We start from the raw sequence: 21068 nt of genomic DNA, 5'->3' as shown, positions 1-21068 counted from the left end.
CAGCCGGAGTTGTGGCTGAAAAAGTATAAAACGTTGTTTTCGATGTTAATTTCATAAAGACAAAGTTAAAACATTGCATTTAATATCAAAGTTTGCTCGATACTTTTACGAATATGATAGAGTTACATCGTTATCGAAAACTGATTTTTCAAGATTTGATTTTTAAAACTGCAGAATTTAAGGATATGCTAAAAAAATGTCGGGTATTTAGTTGCATATTCTCTTGGGTTTGTTGAATTTTGGGCACAAATCAAGCAATTATGGACACTATTCATTACATCAGTTCGGAAGTTTTAACGTTAGAACAACTTCATGAAATCGTTTATCAAGGAAAAACCTTAGCGTTATCTGAAGATGCCAAAGTGAGTATTATCAAGTGTCGGGAGTATTTGGATGCCAAGATGGCGGCACAAAGCGAACCCATTTACGGAATCAATACCGGTTTTGGTTCGTTGTGCAATGTGAAAATTTCAAATGAAAACCTATCCCAATTGCAGGTGAATTTGATGAAGTCGCATGCGTGTGGAACCGGCCCCGAAGTACCACATGAGATTGTCAAATTGATGCTTTTATTGAAAGTACAATCGTTGAGTTATGGACACTCTGGTGTGCAATTGGCCACGGTGGAGCGCTTGATTGACTTTTATAATAACGATATCCTTCCCATTGTTTATGAACAAGGTTCGTTGGGCGCCAGTGGTGATTTAGCACCCTTAGCCCATTTGTGTTTGCCCTTGATTGGTGAAGGCGAAGTGTATGTAGATGGTTTCCGCCAACCTGCGGCTAAAGTGTTGCAAAACAGAGGGTGGGAACCCATTGTTCTTCAATCTAAAGAAGGATTAGCGTTGTTAAACGGTACCCAATTTATGAGCGCTTACGGTTGTTATGTACTTCTAAAAGCTTTAAAATATACTTATTTGGCAGACGTTGTAGCGGCTATTTCCTTAGAGGGTTTTGACGGTCGTATCGAACCATTTGATGATTTGATTCATTACGTTCGTCCGCACAAAGGGCAGGTGACCACGGCAGAACGCATGCGCGATTTGTTGGAAGGCAGCGAAATCATTGGGCAACCCAAACAACACGTACAAGATCCGTATTCGTTCCGTTGTATTCCACAAGTGCATGGGGCGAGTAAAGATGCCTTGGATTATGTGAAAAAAGTGTTTAAAACGGAAATCAATTCGGTGACCGATAACCCGAATATATTCCGCGAAAGCGATAAAATTATTTCTGGAGGTAATTTCCACGGTCAACCCTTGGCCTTGGCCTTGGATTTTATGGGAATAGCTTTGGCCGAAATCGGAAACATCTCAGAACGCCGTACCTACCAATTGATCTCCGGTTTACGTGGATTGCCCGCTTTCTTGGTGAATGATCCCGGACTCAATTCGGGGTTCATGATTCCGCAATACACGGCAGCGAGCATTGTGAGTCAGAACAAACAACTGGCGACACCAGCTTCGGTTGATAGTATTGTTTCCAGCAACGGACAAGAAGATCACGTAAGTATGGGATCCAATGCCGCCACTAAAGCCTTACGCATTGTGGACAATTTGGAGCGAATTTTAGCCATCGAGTTGATGAATGCTTCGCAGGCGATTGAATTCAGAAGACCACTTCGCAGCAGTGAATTTTTAGAAAGTTTCTTGAAATCGTACCGTGAAGAAGTGCCGCTGGTTGAAGTGGACCGCATTTTACATTACGATATTGAAAAATCGGTGGCGTTTTTAAGAAGTTTTGTCATTGATTTAGAATAAAACCAAAGATTTCAGGTTTCTTCCATTTTTTACGGAAGAAACCTGATTCCTTTTACAACGGTTCTTCTTTTTTCCGAAACCAATCTCCAATGCGTTGCCAAAGATTTCGCGGACCGTTGAACTCTTTTCCATCCACCCAAAAATGGCTTTTTTCGGAGAGATAATAGGCTTTTCTTCCGTCGGGATATTCTGTTTTGGTACAACTCGTTAGCGGAAAACTCAATTCATGTTCAAGGCCATTTTTTCTAAATTTCCCTTTGAAATAACCCGTTTCTTGCGTTGTCAACCCAATAAATTGATAAATTTTATGGTTCCTGTTCTCATCCACAGCTGAAAAATCAGCATCTGTGAGTTCGACATCCAAACATGCTACATTTTTATAAAACGAAATTTCAATTTCCATTTCGGAAATAGGTCGGTTTTTATCAATGTTTAACCCGCGTTCTCCGGGCAAATAAATGCAATTCATACCGACTTCATAGCAATTGGAATCCGGATTAAAGCGCACTGGAACCGTTGTTTCTTCCCAACGTTTTTCGCCTTTTTCATTGATAACCAAACGCCAAACTTTCATATCGGGATCAAATTTCTTGCCTTTTGCCAAAGGAAAACAAAAGCGGACGACAGTGTTGGGCGCTAAATTTTTAAATTGTTCCTCGTTGGGTTCGAACAAATACATTCCTGCCGTTTTGATTAAATTTTCGTTGGTATCGATGGCAAAAACCCGATCGCGAATCATGCTTTTGGTATCAAAATAGGCCGCAATGTTTTTGAAATAGGGTGGAGCAAAAGCAATCGTATCCATCCTTTCTTCCATCAAACCACAACCCCGAATGCGTCTATGTTCGACCATAACCCTGCGTTGTCGCGCATTGTTTTCTTCTTCCGAATAAATACCATTTCCATTCACAAAGCATTGAAAATCGGCTTGACTTCCTTTGGTTTCCAAATAGTCCGACACCGCACACGCCCGTTGTTCTGAAAGCCATTCGTTGTAGGATAGCGGACCTGTTTCGTCGGTGTAGCCTGTAACAAGAAATTCATGTTTTAATCCTGTACCTTTTTCAAATGGAAAAAGCGAATCCAATTGTTGCCGATGTTCATTCGTTAACCGAAATTGGTTGGTGTCAAAGTAGACAATCATTGCTGATTGCTGGGTGTTTTTTTGAGCCCAAGCTTGAAAAAGTAAACTAGGGAATAAGCAGAAAAATAGATATTTCATGGGATGTAGCTTAACTTCGTTTAATAATTTTTCCATAGAAGATTTTTTCTTCAGTGGCAACTTTCAAATAATAAACCGCATTAGGTAATCCGGTAAGATCAAGTGTGTATTCTGTTGCTTTATCGGTTTTGTAAAAAATCAATTTTCCTGTAGTGTCAAATAAAAAGACCTCATGGGCAGGAACGTCAATGCGAATAGTCACTAAATCAGTTGTTGGGTTGGGCGCATAGGTAAACGTAATGGGTTTGTCTTTGGCGCTTTGTTCGTTCAGGATTGAATTTTGTGCAAAATCCTCTTCTTTTTGATCACAACGATTGACTGCACCAAATTGCTGAATAATTCGCAACAGTAATTCGTTGAGCATTTCCACTTTGGTACTTTCCGCGGAAGGCGCAATGTGGTTATCTCCGATACCGCTATGGTTGGTTAATGTGAGGTAGGTTCCATTGGTTTCCAAGGCCAAAGCTCGCATTAGATACTCGGTGGATTTGTCGATTCCACTGGCCGCGAGCGGAATTATGCGAATCCCTTTTTCAGCGGCTTGACGGCACAATTCATGTAATTTTTTCACATTGGCTTCTGAATAATGGGGTGGCGCATCCAAAACCACAAAAAGTAATTTTGAGGTCGCCTCGTCTTCCCAGCTCATTTGATGGATGGCATTGTCTAAACCTTCAATTACGGCCTCGGGATAATCGCCACCGCCGCCCGCATTTTGTTTTTTGATAAAATCAATCACATTCGGAATATTGGCTGTAAAATCAAAGTTTTTTACCACATAATCGTCGCTGGTATCCCGATAGAATAAACTGCTCATTTTCACTTCCGACTCGGGTAAATGTTGTTTGGTTTTTTCGATCACATCATATAATTCCGATTGCAAATAGCTGATTTCGTCACCCATTGAACCCGTGGCGTCGATCATGAATCCGATATTGATTTTCACTTTTGAAGTACAATCTGTAGCGTAGGTGTAGGAGTTGATGCCTTCGTGAAATTCTTTGGCAGTAGCAGCTAATACAGTACCTTTTTCATCTGTAATTTGGAGTCCGCTTCCTGCATTAATACTCGTAGTTTCAGGAGTATTCCACAATTCAGCACGACCAGTATTGTCGGTTCGACCTACCCAAAGTGTTGTTTCACCTGATTTTAGGAAAACTTTTTTATTTACAATAGGAAAGCCTTTTTCATTTTTTATAACCAAAGAATACCGCTGCGTGGGACAGATTTTCCAGTAGTTTTTCCATTGATTCAGTTCGCTTTCGGTGAGTCCTTGCCAATAGGTATAATGACTGAAATCATTAACTTCAGTAGCGGTTAGTTGGCCAGCCTTGGGAGCTGTGGAACTTGAACCCGAAGTAGAAAGGGCAGCAGCGCTGAGTATTTCTTTATCACTTGCAACAGACTCACTAACGCTTACACGTTCGACACTACTGGTCATTTTTGCTTTATGTTTGGTTGTGTAACCCGTTACTACAACTTCAGATAATGTCATTGTATTTTCTTGTAAAACGACATTCATAATAGGATGCGTTACTTTGATTTCACTAGTTTCATAACCAATATATTGAATTATCAAAATATCGCCAATTTTCGCATCGATTCCGAAATATCCATCAATATCGGTTTGAACGGCAATGGTTTTTCCTTTGATTTGCACAGTGGCTAAGGGAAGTGAGGCATATTTATCTGAGATACGTCCGATGACACTATTTTTATAGGGGTTTTTATAGCGCTCATGGTCGTTGGAAATTAATGCAAGCGGTTTTTTATTGTAATGTTTGTATTTACGATTGGCGCGTTTATTTTTTTGTGCTGCTTTTTTTTCACTTTTGAGGGCAGCTTGTTCGCGTTCCTTAACTAATTTGTCAATTTTGATGCTACAAAAATGGGTGTTCGAAACATTCACAATGTATTTTTCGCCTTCATAATAGAATTGAAGGGAATTACCTAAATCTCCTTTTATTTCAAAAGTGCCTTCTTTTGAAGTGAGTGTTGCATGATTATTAGTTAAATTGTGAATTTCTAGGGAAGCTGTGGCTTCGGGATTCGAACTCAAGATTTTACCACGAATGGTTTGTCCGATTGCGATTTGGCATAAAACAATTGCAAGGCAAACGTAGAATTTAGCCGAAGAAAGGGTAGGGAATGGTTTCATAATGTCTCTTTTTAATAAAAGAGGCCATTAGTATTGAAAAGGTTGGAAAAGGTAAAAAAATAGATAAACTTAAATTAAAATGATGCTTAGTATTCCAAGAATTGCGGGTACACTTTGCACATAAAAAATGCGTTTTGAAGCGGTTGCTGCGCCATATATTCCTGCGACAAATACACAAATTAGGAAAAATAAAGCCACATTTTTGGACCAAATTGGATCGGAAATGGCTAACGACCACAAAAGTCCGGCCGCTAAAAAACCGTTATATAAGCCTTGATTAGCAGCTAAAACTTTTGTTTTTTCAAACAATTCTTCAGGAATCGTTTTGAATACTTTCTTTGCTCGGGTCGTCCAAGCAAACATTTCCAACCATAAAATGTACGCATGTAATAGCGCGATTACAACGAGGATTATTTTTGTGAGTATTGGCATAATAAATTAATTTTCTAGGATACGTTCAATACGTTTGTCGGGGACCAACCAGATTAAGGCAACGATTATATAAATTGTTCCAGCAATCCAAGCATAGGAATTGGCAAATAATATGGCGCAGGCATAAAGTATGACCGAACCTTTTCCTTTCCAATCTTTGCCTATAGCTTTGGCTAAAGCGGCTTCTTCTTTGCCATGATGGTGAATAATAACATTTTGTAAAATGAAGTAGGCAATGGCATTACAAAGTAAAATGATACCATACAGCATCATCGGGAAGGCGGCAAAATTGTTGTCTCCCGCCCAAGCCGTTACAAAAGGAATTAACGAAAGCCAAAACAACAAATGCAAGTTGGCCCACAGAATACTACCCGTTACTCGTTTTACCGTATGCAACATGTGGTGGTGGTTGTTCCAATAGATTCCCACATAAATAAAACTCAAAATGTAGGCAAAAAACTTAGGAAGCAGCGGTTGAATAGCGTCACAATCAATGCCTTCGGGAACTTTCAATTCCAGAACCATGATTGTTATAATGATGGCTAAAACGCCGTCACTAAAGGCTTCTAATCGGTTTTTGTTCATCTTATTTTAGAATTTAGAATTTAGAATGACAGTTCACTGATTACTGTTCACTGTCACTACACATTCCCCAAAGTCTTATGAATTCTCCTTTTGTGTTTGGTTTGTTTTAATTGCGCATCACCTGATATCACGCTAATATTCCCATCGATTTCCAACATGGCTAAACGCACTTCCTGGTAGTGTTCGATTCCGTGCTCACGGATGGCTTCCATGAGTTCGTCGTGGGTTATCCCTAATTTCGCCAACGTTTTGAATTCTACAGTTCCATTATGCACCAAAATCTCGGGTTTGTCTTGGACTAATTTTTTCAAAGCGGGAATGTAGAACATTAGTTTTTTGAAAAAAAAGTTGATGATAAATAAGGCTAAGGCTGCAACTAATCCGCCAATCAAACCGGTATTACTGCCTACCATGGCATTTTGAACGGCATTACTAATCAATAAAATCAAAATGACATCTGCCGTATTGAGTTGTGATAATTCTTTTTTGCCAAAGAGCCGAATGGCGGCAATCATGAAAAGATAGACACAAACACTTCTAAAGATGATGTCAAAATACGCATTCATTGAACTTTAATTAGAAAATGGACGTTTCCTTGCCGTCTTTGTTTAAAGAATTCATGATAAAAAACACAATCAAAGCGACACAGTACAAAAAACCAGCAATTCCGAACATAATCATGGATTCCGGTTGATTGGTGAAATTGAAAACGATGCCCAAAAATAGAATCAATGTGGCTTTAGATGAAATAATTAACGAGGGAATGTATTTTTTCTTCATAATGATTATTCGATGATTTGTACTTTCATTTCAATTTCAGAATTGGGAACATCTTTCATGTAGGTTACCAGTACCAATTCTTTTGAATTAATACCAATAATTTTTGTGTAAACAACTAAATCTGATTTTAGAATTTCCTGTGTTTTTGGAGTGGGTGTCAAACTGTAGGTGCAATCATCAATCCAATTCACAATAAAATCCAATTTATCAGAGGTACCCACAATTGATTCGGTTTGAAGTTTGCCTTTTCGCTCAATAAGGTAAGTCGTTTTTGATGCGGCATCCACTAATTTGAATTTACCATTACGATAAGCATTGCAATCTTTTTGCGCCATTAAAGAACTGCTTAACAAAATAAAGAAAAAAGAAAAGAGTAGACTTCGCATGATTAAAGAGGGAATAATGTTTAAAATTAGGGAATTAAATTGAAAACAATGAAATTCAAAGGCTTATTTCCATTTAATACTTTTCTCAATGGATTTAATCATCTCACCAGCGATGTCTTTGTTGGTAGCACCTTCAATTCCTTCTAGTCCGGGGGACGAATTTACTTCAAGCAACAACGGACCTTTCGACGAACGAATAATATCAACCCCGGCTACTTTTAAATCCATGGCTTTGGCCGCTTTAATGGCGATACGTTTTTCATCGGGGGTAACTTTCACGACAGAAGCAGTTCCGCCCATGTGAATGTTGGCTCTAAATTCACCAGGAGCGGCTTCACGTTGCATGGCCGCTACCACTTTTCCATCCACAACAAACAAACGCAAATCTTTTCCATCCGCTTCTTTAATGAATTCTTGTACCAAAATATTCGCATTCAAACTTTTAAATGCGTTAATTACGGATTCAGCTGCTTTTTTGGTTTCTGCCAAAACCACACCTTTACCTTGAGTGCCTTCTAATAATTTTACAATCAAGGGGGTTCCGCCCACCATTTTAATCAAGTCGTCGGTATCCAAAGGCGAATTGGCAAAACCTGTCGTGGGAATATCAATACCATGATGTAACAATAATTGCAGGGAATACAGTTTGTCACGCGATTGCGTAATGGCTTTGGCCGAATTCAAACAATACACTTTCATGGCTTCAAATTGACGGGTTAACGCACAGCCATAAAAAGTGATACTCGGACGAATACGCGGAATGATGGCGTCAAAATTATCGAGTATTTTACCGCCACGGTAATGAATTTCGGGTTTGTCCGCATCCAATTTCATATAACATTCTTTGATGTTCAAAAAATGCATTTCATGACCGCGTGCTTCTCCCGCTTCAATAATACGGCGGTTGCTGTACAATTCGGGATTGCTGGCTAGGAGTCCGATGCGTAAGCCCGTTTTTTGGGCAACCGATTTCTGGTAAATTTCTTTTAAATATTCGGGAGTAGGTTCGCCCAACAAATACTTTTGCTCTGGATCGACTAAGATTCGCCCACTCATTGCTTCACGGCCCAATAACATACGGAATCCCATGGAATCACGATTGGTTAACGTTACTTCCGCTGTCCATGATTCCTCGCCAATTTTTAGTTCGGTTTGAATTACATAACGTTGTTCCCGGTAGCCGCTCGAACTTTTAACAATGCGTTTGTCGATCAATTTGGCTTCACAATGTATGATGGTTTTTTGGTTTTTTTGAATGGGATTGATGTCAAATTTTACCCATGTTTCGCCATCCTTTTGAAAAGGGGCAATGTTCAACGCATGCAGCGCGGACGTTTTTGCTCCAGAGTCGACACGGGCTTTAATGGATGGTAATCCTAATTCAGGAAATCCACACCATTCTTCAGAACCTAAGATGAGTTTTTGCATAATAAAAAGAAACCACGAATAAACGAAATAAATAGATTTCGGTCAATCGTGGTTTGTATTTTAGGTTATAAAATTATTAATTCGTTGGTTCTTCTGTTTTTTGAACCGTAACCGTTAGTTCATCTGAGCCGTCTTCAATATCCATGAAGATTTCATCACCCGAATTAATTTTGGAAGTGATAATTTCTTCTGCTAAAGTATCTTCAACATATTTTTGAATCGCTCTTTTCAATGGACGTGCTCCAAATTGTTTGTCAAAACCTTTGTCAGCAATAAACGCTTTGGCTTTGTCTGATAATTTCAATTTGTAGCCTAAATCAGCGATGCGAACATACAATTTGGCCAATTCAATTTCGATGATTTTATCGATATCTTCTTTTTCTAACGCATTAAACACAATTACATCGTCAATACGGTTTAGGAATTCAGGTGCAAATGTTTTCTTTAATGCATTTTCAATGATGCCTTTTGAATGATCATCGGCTTGTGCTACTTTAGCTGCGGTACCAAATCCGACACCTTGGCCAAAGTCTTTCAACTGACGCGCGCCCACATTGGAAGTCATAATGATGATGGTGTTTTTGAAATCAATTTTTCGACCTAAACTATCGGTCAAATAACCGTCATCCAAAACCTGAAGCATCATGTTGAATACATCGGGATGCGCTTTTTCAATTTCGTCCAAAAGCACCACACAATAAGGTTTGCGACGCACTTTTTCAGTCAATTGACCGCCTTCTTCGTATCCCACGTATCCCGGAGGTGCTCCGATTAAACGAGAAATGGCAAATTTCTCCATGTATTCACTCATATCAATACGTACCAAAGCATCTTCTGAATCGAATAGTTCTTTGGCTAATACTTTCGCCAATTGCGTTTTTCCAACTCCGGTCGATCCCAAGAAGATGAACGAGCCAATAGGACGATTCGGGTCTTTTAGTCCGGCACGATTACGTTGGATCGAACGCGCAATTTTAAGTACGGCGTCATTTTGACCAATTACCTTACCTTGAAGGAGTTCAGGTAAACTCGCTAATTTATTACTTTCAGTTTGCGCAATGCGGTTCACCGGAATTCCGGTCATCATAGAAACCACATCGGCTACGTTATCTTCCGTTACTTGAACACGGTTGTTTTTAGAATCTTCTTCCCACTGTTCTTGAGCAATAGCTAATTCTTTTTCCAACTTTTTCTCATCGTCACGAAGTTTGGCAGCCTCTTCGTATTTCTGGCGTTTTACTACCGAATTTTTCAAATCGCGAACTTCTTCCAATTGACGTTCCAAATCCAAAATTTGTTTAGGCACATCAATATTGGTAATGTGTACGCGCGAACCCGCTTCATCCAAAGCATCGATAGCCTTGTCCGGAAGAAAACGTTCCGACATATAACGATCGGTCAACTTCACACACGCTTCAATAGCTTCTGGAGTATAGGTCACATTATGGTGATCTTCGTATTTGTTTTTGATGTTATTCAAAATGGTAATCGTTTCAGGAACCGAAGTAGGTTCTACAATTACTTTTTGAAAACGACGCTCCAAGGCACCGTCTTTTTCAATATACTGACGGTATTCATCAAGCGTTGTGGCACCAATACATTGGATTTCGCCTCGTGCTAAGGCCGGTTTGAACATATTGGAAGCATCCAAAGAACCCGTTGCGCCACCAGCACCTACAATAGTATGAATTTCGTCAATGAAAAGAATGATGTCGTCATTTTTCTCTAACTCATTCATGACAGCTTTCATACGCTCTTCAAATTGACCGCGGTATTTGGTTCCCGCTACTAAAGAAGCCAAGTCCAAAGTAACCACCCGTTTATTAAAAAGGATACGCGATACTTTCTTTTGAATGATACGCAAGGCCAATCCTTCTGCAATAGCCGATTTACCCACACCAGGCTCACCAATTAACAGGGGATTATTTTTCTTACGACGGCTCAAAATTTGAGAAACACGCTCGATTTCTTTTTCGCGTCCTACTACAGGATCTAATTTTCCTTCTTCGGCCAATTCGGTCAGGTCGCGACCAAAATTATCTAAGACAGGAGTTTTTGATTTTTTATTGGATTTATTGGTAGGGTTATTAAAGCTTTCGCCTTTCATACCCTCATCTTGGCCGGAATCGTCATTGAACGATTCGTTTTTCGGCAAGTTTTCCATGAAATCTTCGTCTTTTGGAGTCATTTGCAAATATTGTTCTTTAGCTATTTCATAGTCGATTTTCAACTTATTCAATAACTTGGTTGTCGGATCATTTTCGTTTCTTAATATGCACAATAATAGGTGTGCAGTACTGATGGACGTACTTTGAAAAACTTTCGCTTCTAAGAAAGTAGTTTTCAAAGCGCGTTCGGCTTGTCGAGTCAAATGCAGATTTTTCTTTTCAATGCTATGGTCTGCGGCAGGATTGGGCGGACTTAATACTTCGACTTTTCTACGCAAGTGGTCAAGATCTACGGAGAGATTATTGAGTATAGTGATGGCCTTTCCATTTCCGTCGCGTAAAATACCGAGCATGAGATGTTCAGTACCTATAAAGTCGTGGCCTAAACGCAAGGCTTCCTCTTTACTGTACGTGATTACATCTTTGACGCGGGGTGAAAAATTATCATCCATAGGAATTCAATTATGGGTTTAGTAAAACTACTGATTTTTGTTGGGTTTTGCAAAAATCATTCCGTGGCAGTGCCTGTCAGTAAAATGACAAAAAAATGCGCAATATTAAAAAGGAATTAACGTCGATTTATTAACTGTTTCAACCCTCGATTTTGTTAATAAAAAGTCGAAATAAGCAAGGTGTATTTCTTTAGAAAAAGGTAAAAAGATGTATATTGCGTGTTTGAATATTTGAACCAAAAACTATTAAAAATTTTAGTATATGTCTGACGGAGAGAAGTTAATTCCTATCAACATTGAAGACGAAATGAAGAGTGCCTACATCGATTATTCGATGTCGGTAATCGTTTCCCGCGCACTTCCGGATGTTCGTGACGGTTTAAAACCGGTACACCGACGTGTGTTGTACGGAATGTATGACTTGGGCGTTTTTTCAAACAGAGCACACAAAAAATCAGCGAGAATCGTTGGGGAGGTCCTTGGTAAGTACCACCCGCACGGTGATAGCTCAGTATATGATGCCATGGTGCGTATGGCGCAGGAGTGGAGTTTACGCTACCTTTTGGTAGACGGTCAAGGGAACTTTGGTTCGATTGACGGTGACAGTCCGGCGGCCATGCGTTATACGGAAGCCCGTATGAAAAAGATGTCAGAAGACATTATGGCAGATATTGACAAAGAGACGGTGGATTTCCAGTTGAACTTTGACGATACCTTATATGAGCCCAAAGTGATGCCTACGCGTATTCCTAACCTGTTAATTAATGGTGCATCAGGGATTGCAGTTGGTATGGCTACTAATATGCCACCGCACAATTTAACTGAGGTTGTGGATGGAACTTTAGCTTACATTGACAATAACGACATCGAAATCGATGAATTAATGCAGCACATCAAAGCCCCTGATTTTCCAACAGGTGGGGTGATTTACGGTTATGAAGGGGTTCGTGAGGCTTTCAAAACAGGCCGTGGACGTGTTGTTATTCGCGGTAAAGTTAACTTTGAAGAAGTAAACGGCAAAGAAGCTATTATTGTCACAGAGATTCCTTATCAAGTGAATAAAGCCGAAATGATTAAGAAGACGGCCGACTTGATCAATGATAAAAAAATTGAAGGGATTTCAAATATCCGTGATGAATCGGATCGTACGGGTATGCGTATTGTATACGAATTGAAACGCGATGCGGTTCCGAATGTGGTTTTGAACACCTTATTTAAATATACCCAATTACAATCGTCCTTCAGTGTCAACAATATTGCCTTAGTGAATGGTCGTCCCGAAATGTTGAATTTAAAAGATTTGATTCACCATTTTGTAGAACACCGACATGATGTAGTGGTTCGCCGTACGCAATTTGAATTGCGCAAAGCGGAAGAACGTGCGCACATCTTAGAAGGTTTGATTATTGCTTCTGACAATATTGACGAAGTAATTGCCATTATTCGTGGTTCGAAAGACGGTGATGAAGCCCGAACTCGCTTGATGGAGCGTTTCAGTTTGTCGGATATTCAGTCGCGTGCCATTGTTGAAATGCGTTTACGTCAGTTAACTGGATTGGAGCAAGACAAATTGCGTGCAGAATATGATGATATCATGAAATTGATTCAACGTTTGAAAGACTTGTTGGCAAGCAAAGAATTGCGTATGGAGTTAATCAAAGAGGAATTGATTGAAGTTCGTGATAAATACGGTGATGCCCGTCGTTCAGAAATTGTGTATGCTGGTGGTGATGTGAGTATTGAGGATTTAATTGCCGATGAAAATGTGGTAATTACCATTTCACATGCCGGATATATTAAACGTACGTCATTATCGGAATACAAAACTCAAAATAGAGGAGGAGTTGGACAAAAATCAGCAGCAACGCGTGACCAAGATTTCTTGGAACATTTGTTTGTCGCGACCAACCACCAATACTTATTGTTCTTCACTCAAAAAGGGAAATGTTTCTGGATGCGTGTTTACGAAATTCCAGAAGGATCGAAAGCGAGTAAAGGACGCGCTATTCAGAACTTAATCAATATTGAGAGTGATGATAAGGTAAAAGCGTTCATTTGTACCAAAGACTTAAAAGACGAAGAATACATCAATAATCATTTTGTGATTATGGCGACCAAACAAGGTCAGGTGAAGAAAACGCCATTGGAACAATATTCTCGTCCGCGTCAAAATGGTATTAATGCGATTACCATTCGTGAAGATGACGAATTATTAGAAGCAAAATTGACCACTGGAAACAGTCAAGTTTTGGTTGCAGTCAAGTCGGGTAAATTGGTTCGTTTTGAAGAAAGCAAAACCCGTCCTATGGGTCGTACAGCTTCGGGTGTTCGCGGTATTACTTTAGCGAGTGAAACGGATGAAGTTATCGGAATGGTGGCCATCGACGAGAAAGAAGTGAACGAAAAACAAATTCTGGTGGTTACTGAAAACGGTTATGGAAAACGTACCAAATTGGTAGATGACGATGGAGAAGATGTGTATCGTATCACAAACCGTGGCGGTAAAGGGGTGAAAACCTTAAACATTACCGAAAAAACGGGTCAGTTGATTTCCATTTGTGATGTAACCGATGAAGATGATTTGATGATCATTAACAAATCAGGGTTGACTATCCGCATGATGGTTTCTGATTTACGTGTGATGGGACGTGCCACTCAGGGTGTTCGTTTGATTAATATTAAAAACAATGATTCTATTGCAGCGGTTACCAAAGTAATGCGAGAAGAAGAGGAAGAAGGAATTGAAGATTTGGAAGGAACCGATTTCATTGAAGGGGAAATTTCAAATGATGAAATCACTTCTGAAACGGAAGAATAAATAATTATAACACTGTAAAAGCCATGAAATCTCTCGAGTGAACATGGCTTTTTATTTTAAACTAAAATTTATGAAAATCAAAAATGTAATTTTAGGCGGAACACTTTTGATCGGACTTGTTTCGTTTGCACAAAAAGACGAGTTGAAATCGTTGAAAAAATTATATACAAAAGATCAATTAAAAACAGAAGATGTTGCCGAATTTAAAAGCTTATCGACTAAATTAGACGGTTTAGCTACTGAGGAAAATGATAAAAAGTACGCTGCTTTTTACAAGAGTCAATTTCCATACGTTGAAGCATTGACTATTAATCCAGCAACCACTCCTGAGTCATTGCAAAATCAATTATCAAAGATTTTCACCCCGCAAAGTGTTTTGAATATGGTGGAAGGAATTACTTCAATGATGGCTTATGAAAAGACATCAGGTAAAAAAGTATTGACCTCTGATTTAGAACGTATTTCCGGAACATTAAAGCAGAATTTAATTAATGCTGCCGTTGCTCTTGGTAACGCAAAGAAATATGGGCCTTCAGCACAAATTTTGTACGCAGTATATAAATTAGATACAGCTGAACCAGACAATTTATATTATGCAGCTAATTATGCGGTTGAAGGAAAAGACTATGAAAGTGCATTAAAATATTATAAAGAACTGATTGCTATTAATTATTCTGGAGAAGCATTACTGTACACTGCAGTGAATAAAGTAGGAGGTAAAGTAGAATCTTTTAAAGATAAAGCTACACGTGATAAATTAGTTGAAATTGGTTCATATTCTAATCCTGGTGTAGAGAAAATACCTTCTCGTAAAGGGGAAATCATGCGAAATGTAGCTTTAATTCTCATTGAAACGGGCAAAATTGAAGAAGCAAAAACGGCTATTTCTGAAGCTAGAAAAGAAAATCCGACAGATGATGGCTTAATCGTTTCTGAAGCGGATATTTATTTAAAATTGAATGATATTCCAACGTATCAACGATTAATTAAAGAAGCTTTAGATAAAAATCCAAATGATGCCGTTTTGATATTTAATTTAGGTGTGACCAGTGCCAATAATAAACAGTACGATGAAGCTGAAAAGTATTACAAACGAGTAATTGAAATTGATCCAAAATATGTGGATGCGTATTTGAATTTATCGGATGCGATGCTTAAACCCGATCAAAAAATGGTCGATGAAATGGCAAAATTAGGCTATACCGAAAAAGATCAAAAGCGATTTGATGTCTTAAAAGTAGAGCGCCAAAAGTTATTCAATAAAGTTTTGCCCTATTTGGAAAAAGCACATGAACTAAAACCGGATAATAAAGAAGTGATCAACGGATTAATTACGGTATACAAGTTCCTTGAGCGAATGGATAAAGTAAAAGAAATGAAAGCTAAGTTATAATATAAAAAAAGCGTCCTAAATTTTAGGACGCTTTTTTTATATTATCTTCTTAATTACTCGAAGTCGATGGGTATGGCGATTTTGTTCTGCATTATAAATACCCAAATGATCCAAACGATCGATGCGAACTTTTCCACTGGCATGGATGATGTAATTGTTTTCTAACATAATGCCCACATGGATGATTTTCCCTTCCTCATTATCAAAGAAAGCTAAATCACCCGGTTCACTTTCTTCAATAAAACTAAGCACTTCGCCTTGTGTGGCTTGTTGAGAAGCATCGCGTAAAAGTGAATGCCCATTTAATTTATACACCATTTGTGTAAATCCGGAACAATCAATACCAAAAGGCGTTTTTCCACCCCATAAATACGGTGCATTTAAATACATGTAAGCCGTGGCAATCAATTCATTTTTAGGTTTTATCCCACTGACTTTCAATCCTTCAAAATTGTAATTGGCACTATTTATTTCAGGATGATGCAAAAATGATAAAGACGCACCCAAAGTCAGCGGAGTAAGATGGTTCTCTGGAGTAATCGCATATTCCACCAAATCCGCATTCAGAATTACTGCATCATTGGATAGTTTATCATAATTCTCTTTTGAAATTTCTTGGTATTGCTTGCTGTCGACCCAACCTTCGTATTGATCAAACTGCAAACGAATTTTGGACCATTGACGGTCCTTTTCAAGAATCTCAAAATGTTCGCCAAATAAAACTTGCGAGACAATTTCACTGCGATCACTGGCTTCAGCGCGCAATGGAATGACGGAAAGATTACAAATGGCAAACTTGTTCATTTGACTTGGATTACAATCGTTCGATGACTAATGCTGAAGCACCACCACCACCATTACAAATAGCAGCAGCACCAATTTTTGCATTATTTTGGGCTAAAACATTGATCAAAGTGACAACAATTCGTGCACCTGAACATCCTAGTGGGTGTCCCAATGAAACGGCACCACCGTTTACATTCACTTTGTCATTATCCAAATTTAAAATTTTGGCATTGGCCAATCCAACGACAGAAAATGCTTCGTTGAATTCGAAATAATCAACTTCATCCAATGCAATTCCGGCTTTTGACAAAGCTTTGGGTAATGCTTTTGCCGGAGCAGTGGTAAACCATTTTGGTTCTTGAGCCGCATCAGCGTAGCCACGAATCACTGCTAAAGGTGTTAAGCCCATCGCTTTTGCTTTTTCTTCACTCATTAAAACTACAGCTGCAGCTCCATCATTGATGGTTGAAGCATTAGCAGCCGTTACGGTTCCTTCTTTGGTGAAAACCGGACTTAATGTTGGAATTTTATCTAAACGTACATTGGTGTATTCTTCATCTTTAGTTACCATAATTGGATCACCTTTGCGTTGGGGAACCGCTACAGGAACCACTTCGGTATCAAATTTTCCAGCTTCCCATGCTTGTGCAGAACGTTGGTACGATTGGATGGCAAAATTGTCTTGTTCTTCACGAGAAATAGTATATTCTGTAGCACATAAATCGGCACAAACTCCCATAGCATTATTGTCGTAAGCATCGGTTAAGCCGTCTTTTTGCATTCCGTCGAGCATGGAAGTAGGTCCAAATTTGACACCATTTCGCAAATGAACATAATGCGGAATCAAACTCATGTTTTCCATTCCACCAGCAACCACAATTTCAGCATCACCCGCCATGATGGCTTGCGCACCTTGCATAATGGCTTTCATACCCGAAGCGCAAACTTTATTTACAGTAGTACAGGCAACTTCTTCAGATAATCCAGCATACAAGGCCGCTTGACGCGCTGGAGCTTGTCCCACACCCGCTTGAACGACATTTCCCATAATGACTTCATCGACCAATTTAGGGTCTAAATTGATTTTGTCTAAAGCACCTTTAATGGCTGCTGCACCAAGGCGAGGGGCTGTTACAGTTGATAAAGCTCCCATGAAACTTCCTATAGGAGTTCGAGCTGCTGCTACGATAACCACTTTTTTACTCATGATTCACTAAAATTAGATTGGTTTGTTTGTTGTGCAAATCTACTATTTTTTGCCAAATATGCCCGAAAATTGGGTTGTTTTTACGTGTAAAGTCGTTTTTTTATAGGCTATACTGTTGATAACGAATTGCTTCGAAGAAGCTCGTAAATTAATTCATAAAAAATCGACCTAAATTGTTGTATTTTTTAGAATGTTACTTTACATTTGCAACCGCTTTAGAGCGAAAGTTCTTTACTTTTAAGAATTAGGAGAGGTGCCGGAGTGGTAACGGAGCAGATTGCTAATCTGTCGACGGGTAACCGTCGCCAGGGTTCGAGTCCCTGTCTCTCCGCTTCTTTTCGGGGTGTAGCGTAGCCCGGTTATCGCGCCTGCTTTGGGAGCAGGAGGCCGCAGGTTCGAATCCTGCCACCCCGACTTAGGTCCAGTAGCTCAGCTGGATAGAGCAACTGCCTTCTAAGCAGTAGGTCTCAGGTTCGAATCCTGACTGGATCACATGAAAGCCTCTGTTTTAGAGGCTTTTTTTGTTTAAAAAAATAGAGTCTCAGGTTTAATCGAAATTTCGGGATTGAAATGATTACTCGATAGCTTCTGATTTAAAAGTAATTTTCTTAGCTTAAATTATAATTTCAGATTTTTTCTACGCTTGTAATTGATTTTAGGAATCTGTTTTAAAGACAACATTTTCTATTGCTAAATGTTTCATTTTGAGAAATGTATTGACCGTTTCCAAGGTTAGGGGTTTTTTTAAGTAGCCTTTTACCAATTTATTATTTTCAGCCATTTGAATGTCGTCAGGATTTATTGATGAACTCAATATATATATAGCTGTTTGATATTTTAATTCATGTTGAAGTGTCTTGAACTCTTCCAAAAATTGCCAGCCATTGAGAACTGGCATATTAAGGTCTAATAAGATTAAAACAGAATCTTTTTCTTCCATAATGTTGTTAAAAGTAAAGAGTTGGTCAATCGCTTCTTGTCCATTAAAAACAGTGATTATGGGGTCGTTAATCCCAGCCTTCTTTAAAATTTTTTTATGCAAATAATCGATGATTGTATCATCATCCACCAGGAGTACATATTTTTTTTCAAGAGCCATATTTAAATTTTTTTTGATATTGAGAAGTAAAAAGTACTTCCATCAGTTCCGTTTGATTCTACCCAAATTTCACCATTATGAATATTCACTATTTTTTTGCAATGCGCTAAACCGATACCGTTACCTTCATAAACGTGTTGATTATGCAGTCTTTTAAAAATTTGAAAGATATCATCAAATTTTGAAGGGTCAATGCCAATTCCATTATCTTCAATTTTAAAAATCCAATGCGTAGCGTTTGAGTCAGATGAAATAACCACTATAGGTTGAACAGACGCTTGGGTATATTTTAAAGCGTTAACAATTATGTTTTGAAATAAAACGCGTGTAAAAGTAGGATAACAAGTAATGGTTGGTAGTTGGTTGGCTTTTATGATGGCATTTGTTTTTTTTATTTTTGAAGATAAATCTACTTTTATTTCATGAATCAAATTGTTTATATCAACAGCTATTAGATTTTCTTTATTTTCAATTCTGCTGTATTCCATAAGCGCATTAATTAAAGTTCGCATACGAGTAGCAGAACGATGAATAAAGTCAATACTCATTTGAATTTCTTCATCCATTTCTTCATTATGATATTCTTTTAAAATTTCAGAATAGCCGATGATAGAAATTAATGGTTCTTGTAAATCATGAGAAGCGATATAAGCAAATCGTTCCAGTTCTTTGTTTTTCTCTTTTAAAATAGCATTTTGATGATTTAATAAGTTTTGTGATTGTTTTAATTCTGTGACATCAATTCCATATCCTATCATACTGTTGAATTCTTGATCAACAAAAACGGGATAAAATCTGCGGTAAATGTATTTAATTGTTCCATTACGCTTAATTTCATCAACCCAATCAACTTGTTGTTTTGTGTTTTTTGCACGAATAAAATATTCTCGTCTTTCTTGAGCTAATGAATTGTCTAAGCCTTTCAATGCACAATAGTCGAAATCACTTTTATTGATGAGCCAATTCCTTAATTCATCATCTTCAATTCCTCGTTTATTGACGAATTTATAGTTATGATTTTCATCAAAAACAGCTATATCAGCAGGAATATTATCTAGTACGATATTATTAAATTTCCCTTTTTTAACAATTTCGTCTTCTATTTTTTTATTTTCAGATATATTCTTCAAGACACCATTTAAAATATAGCGATTGTTATTTTTATAAACGTTTGAAGTAATCTCAAACCAAATTGTTTCTTGATTCACATAAAATCGTCCAATAAAATTGAAATGATCTTCATCCGATGATAATCGGGTAATTTTATCTAATAATAATTGAAAATCTTGGGGGTTAAATTGGATGTATTCGTGCCAATTTTTATTATTCACAGCGATGTCAATTGGGAAAATTCGTTTGAAAGACTCACTTAAATAAGAGAAATAATTGTTTGTAAAATCTTCCACAACAAATTCAAAAATCGATACGGGTAAATTGCGATAGATAATATTTAATTCATATTCTTTTTTCTGGATTTCTTCAGCCTGTAATTTATTCTCAGTGATATCATGAATAATCACTAAATAATTGGTGTCCGAAAAAAAAGTGCGCTGTGATATGGTTACTGAAAATGTTTTTATGATTTGGCCATGGCTCACTTGAGTAAAAAATTGCATTTCACTTTGACCCTCAATAGCTTTTTTTTCTAGGTCCCAATTCAATTTTGAAACAAAATTTTGAAACAATTCCCAAATAAAATAGTTTTTGTTTGTTTTTTGTAATTGAAAATATTCTCTCGATTTTTTGTTTGCAAAAATTAGTTGTCCATTGTCGTTAAATACAAATATCCCTTCTTTTATTGTATCAAGAAATTGATTATAAACATTTAGTTGATATTCTAGTAAGCTAAATCGTTTGGAATTAGTGTTAATTTGTACAACTTTATCGATATTGATATATATAATACTAAAAGTAGAATGAGCGGGTATTTTGGCGCATTGAAACGATAAATTGTAGTTTCTATTACTTTTAGAATAGAAATAGCCTTCAATTTTAGAGTTTTTTGTTAAGGCATCAATATCCAAATGAATAAAAATTTTTTGTATACTTTTATCAATAAATTGCTCGATGTCGATTGAAAATAAATCCGCACAATTTGGATTTATATGAACAATTTTAAAATCAGAATTTACCACAATAGCAGCTATCGGTAGACTGTTAATCAAGGCGATAGTTTCTAAAGCTTTAACCATTGTTTCAATTGTTTTTTTAAAATGTATTAGCTAAAATACGTTATTTTTTAAAAAAAAACTTACAAAAGTTGTGTTTTGTTTATTTGTTTTTTAATTATATTAAACAAATACTACATTTTTAAACGTGAATAGTATGTATATTTTCTATTTATAAAGGCAAAAAATGGAGTGGTTGTTTTATATTGCAATTGTATTTGTCGAA

At 37.7% G+C, this 21068-nt stretch carries 16 protein-coding genes and 3 tRNA genes; 6 read left to right on the top strand and 13 right to left on the bottom strand.

All coding sequences use genetic code 11. The annotated features are described in order from the left end of the window. The first annotated feature begins 260 nt into the window (after nt 1–260). Nucleotides 261–1760 (top strand): histidine ammonia-lyase, encoded by a 1500-nt coding sequence (gene hutH / locus OLM45_RS10285; RefSeq protein ID WP_264509873.1) that lies wholly within the window; start codon nt 261–263, stop codon nt 1758–1760. 52 nt (nt 1761–1812) lie between these two features. Here the strand turns inward: hutH and OLM45_RS10280 are convergent, their stop codons facing one another. The 9 genes from OLM45_RS10280 to OLM45_RS10240 form a co-directional block, all read right to left on the bottom strand. Continuing rightward, nucleotides 1813–3018 carry an OmpA family protein gene (locus OLM45_RS10280; protein ID WP_264509871.1) on the bottom strand — a complete coding sequence of 402 codons (1206 nt, stop codon included), beginning with the start codon at nt 3016–3018 and terminating at the stop codon, nt 1813–1815. After that, nucleotides 2993–5140 (bottom strand): carboxypeptidase-like regulatory domain-containing protein, encoded by a 2148-nt coding sequence (locus tag OLM45_RS10275; protein ID WP_264509869.1) that lies wholly within the window; start codon nt 5138–5140, stop codon nt 2993–2995. Before OLM45_RS10275 ends, OLM45_RS10280 begins: the two co-directional genes overlap by 26 nt. 69 nt (nt 5141–5209) lie before the next feature. Then, nucleotides 5210–5572: a DUF1304 domain-containing protein gene (locus OLM45_RS10270; protein ID WP_264509868.1), complete on the bottom strand. Its 363-nt coding sequence runs from the start codon at nt 5570–5572 to the stop codon at nt 5210–5212. Between the two features lie 6 nt (nt 5573–5578). Then, the gene (locus OLM45_RS10265; RefSeq protein ID WP_264509866.1) at nt 5579–6157 is read right to left on the bottom strand and encodes a TMEM175 family protein; all 579 of its coding nucleotides are present in this window, start codon (nt 6155–6157) and stop codon (nt 5579–5581) included. 56 nt (nt 6158–6213) lie between these two features. Next, entirely contained in the window at nt 6214–6723 is a 510-nt protein-coding gene (locus tag OLM45_RS10260) for a DUF421 domain-containing protein (protein ID WP_264509864.1), read from the bottom strand. 10 nt (nt 6724–6733) lie between these two features. Then, on the bottom strand, nt 6734–6937 hold the full coding sequence (locus tag OLM45_RS10255; protein WP_129461112.1) for a hypothetical protein: 204 nt from the start codon (nt 6935–6937) through the stop codon (nt 6734–6736). 5 nt (nt 6938–6942) lie between these two features. Continuing rightward, nucleotides 6943–7323, bottom strand: a complete 381-nt coding sequence (locus tag OLM45_RS10250; protein ID WP_264509862.1) for a hypothetical protein — start codon at nt 7321–7323, stop codon at nt 6943–6945. Between the two features lie 63 nt (nt 7324–7386). Continuing rightward, entirely contained in the window at nt 7387–8751 is a 1365-nt protein-coding gene (gene rimK / locus OLM45_RS10245; protein WP_264509860.1) for a 30S ribosomal protein S6--L-glutamate ligase, read from the bottom strand. A gap of 76 nt (nt 8752–8827) precedes the next feature. Then, a complete protein-coding gene (locus OLM45_RS10240) occupies nt 8828–11371 on the bottom strand; it encodes an ATP-dependent Clp protease ATP-binding subunit (protein ID WP_264509858.1) in 2544 nt (847 codons plus the stop codon). A 262-nt stretch (nt 11372–11633) separates the two neighbouring features. Here OLM45_RS10240 and gyrA point away from each other — a divergent pair, with 262 nt between their 5' ends. Further along, nucleotides 11634–14189 (top strand): DNA gyrase subunit A, encoded by a 2556-nt coding sequence (gyrA, locus tag OLM45_RS10235; RefSeq protein WP_264509856.1) that lies wholly within the window; start codon nt 11634–11636, stop codon nt 14187–14189. Between the two features lie 70 nt (nt 14190–14259). Then, nucleotides 14260–15582 carry a tetratricopeptide repeat protein gene (locus OLM45_RS10230; protein WP_264509854.1) on the top strand — a complete coding sequence of 441 codons (1323 nt, stop codon included), beginning with the start codon at nt 14260–14262 and terminating at the stop codon, nt 15580–15582. Between the two features lie 36 nt (nt 15583–15618). On the opposite strand, the gene OLM45_RS10225 is transcribed toward OLM45_RS10230, so the two are convergent. Beyond that, nucleotides 15619–16386 (bottom strand): C40 family peptidase, encoded by a 768-nt coding sequence (locus tag OLM45_RS10225; protein WP_264509853.1) that lies wholly within the window; start codon nt 16384–16386, stop codon nt 15619–15621. A 10-nt stretch (nt 16387–16396) separates the two neighbouring features. After that, the gene (locus OLM45_RS10220) at nt 16397–17575 is read right to left on the bottom strand and encodes an acetyl-CoA C-acyltransferase (RefSeq protein ID WP_264509852.1); all 1179 of its coding nucleotides are present in this window, start codon (nt 17573–17575) and stop codon (nt 16397–16399) included. A gap of 247 nt (nt 17576–17822) precedes the next feature. Between OLM45_RS10220 and OLM45_RS10215 the strand changes: the two genes are divergently transcribed. The 3 genes from OLM45_RS10215 to OLM45_RS10205 all read left to right on the top strand — a co-directional run bounded on the left by OLM45_RS10215 (nt 17823) and on the right by OLM45_RS10205 (nt 18067). After that, nucleotides 17823–17906 (top strand) — tRNA-Ser (locus tag OLM45_RS10215). An 8-nt stretch (nt 17907–17914) separates the two neighbouring features. Beyond that, nucleotides 17915–17989, top strand: a tRNA-Pro gene (locus OLM45_RS10210). Between the two features lie 4 nt (nt 17990–17993). Further along, a tRNA-Arg gene (locus OLM45_RS10205) sits at nt 17994–18067 on the top strand. Nucleotides 18068–18230: 163 nt separating this feature from the next. On the opposite strand, the gene OLM45_RS10200 is transcribed toward OLM45_RS10205, so the two are convergent. After that, nucleotides 18231–18674: a response regulator gene (locus OLM45_RS10200; RefSeq protein ID WP_264509851.1), complete on the bottom strand. Its 444-nt coding sequence runs from the start codon at nt 18672–18674 to the stop codon at nt 18231–18233. 2 nt (nt 18675–18676) lie between these two features. Next, nucleotides 18677–20866 carry an ATP-binding protein gene (locus OLM45_RS10195; RefSeq protein WP_264509850.1) on the bottom strand — a complete coding sequence of 730 codons (2190 nt, stop codon included), beginning with the start codon at nt 20864–20866 and terminating at the stop codon, nt 18677–18679. Nucleotides 20867–21068: the final 202 nt, after the last annotated feature.

Origin of the sequence: Flavobacterium sp. N1719 (assembly GCF_025947045.1) — a bacterium.
In the GTDB taxonomy this organism is placed as follows: Bacteria; Bacteroidota; Bacteroidia; order Flavobacteriales; family Flavobacteriaceae; genus Flavobacterium; species Flavobacterium stagni.
The sequence above is the reverse complement of the archived record's forward strand: the minus strand, read 5'-3'. Positions and strand labels throughout refer to the sequence as shown.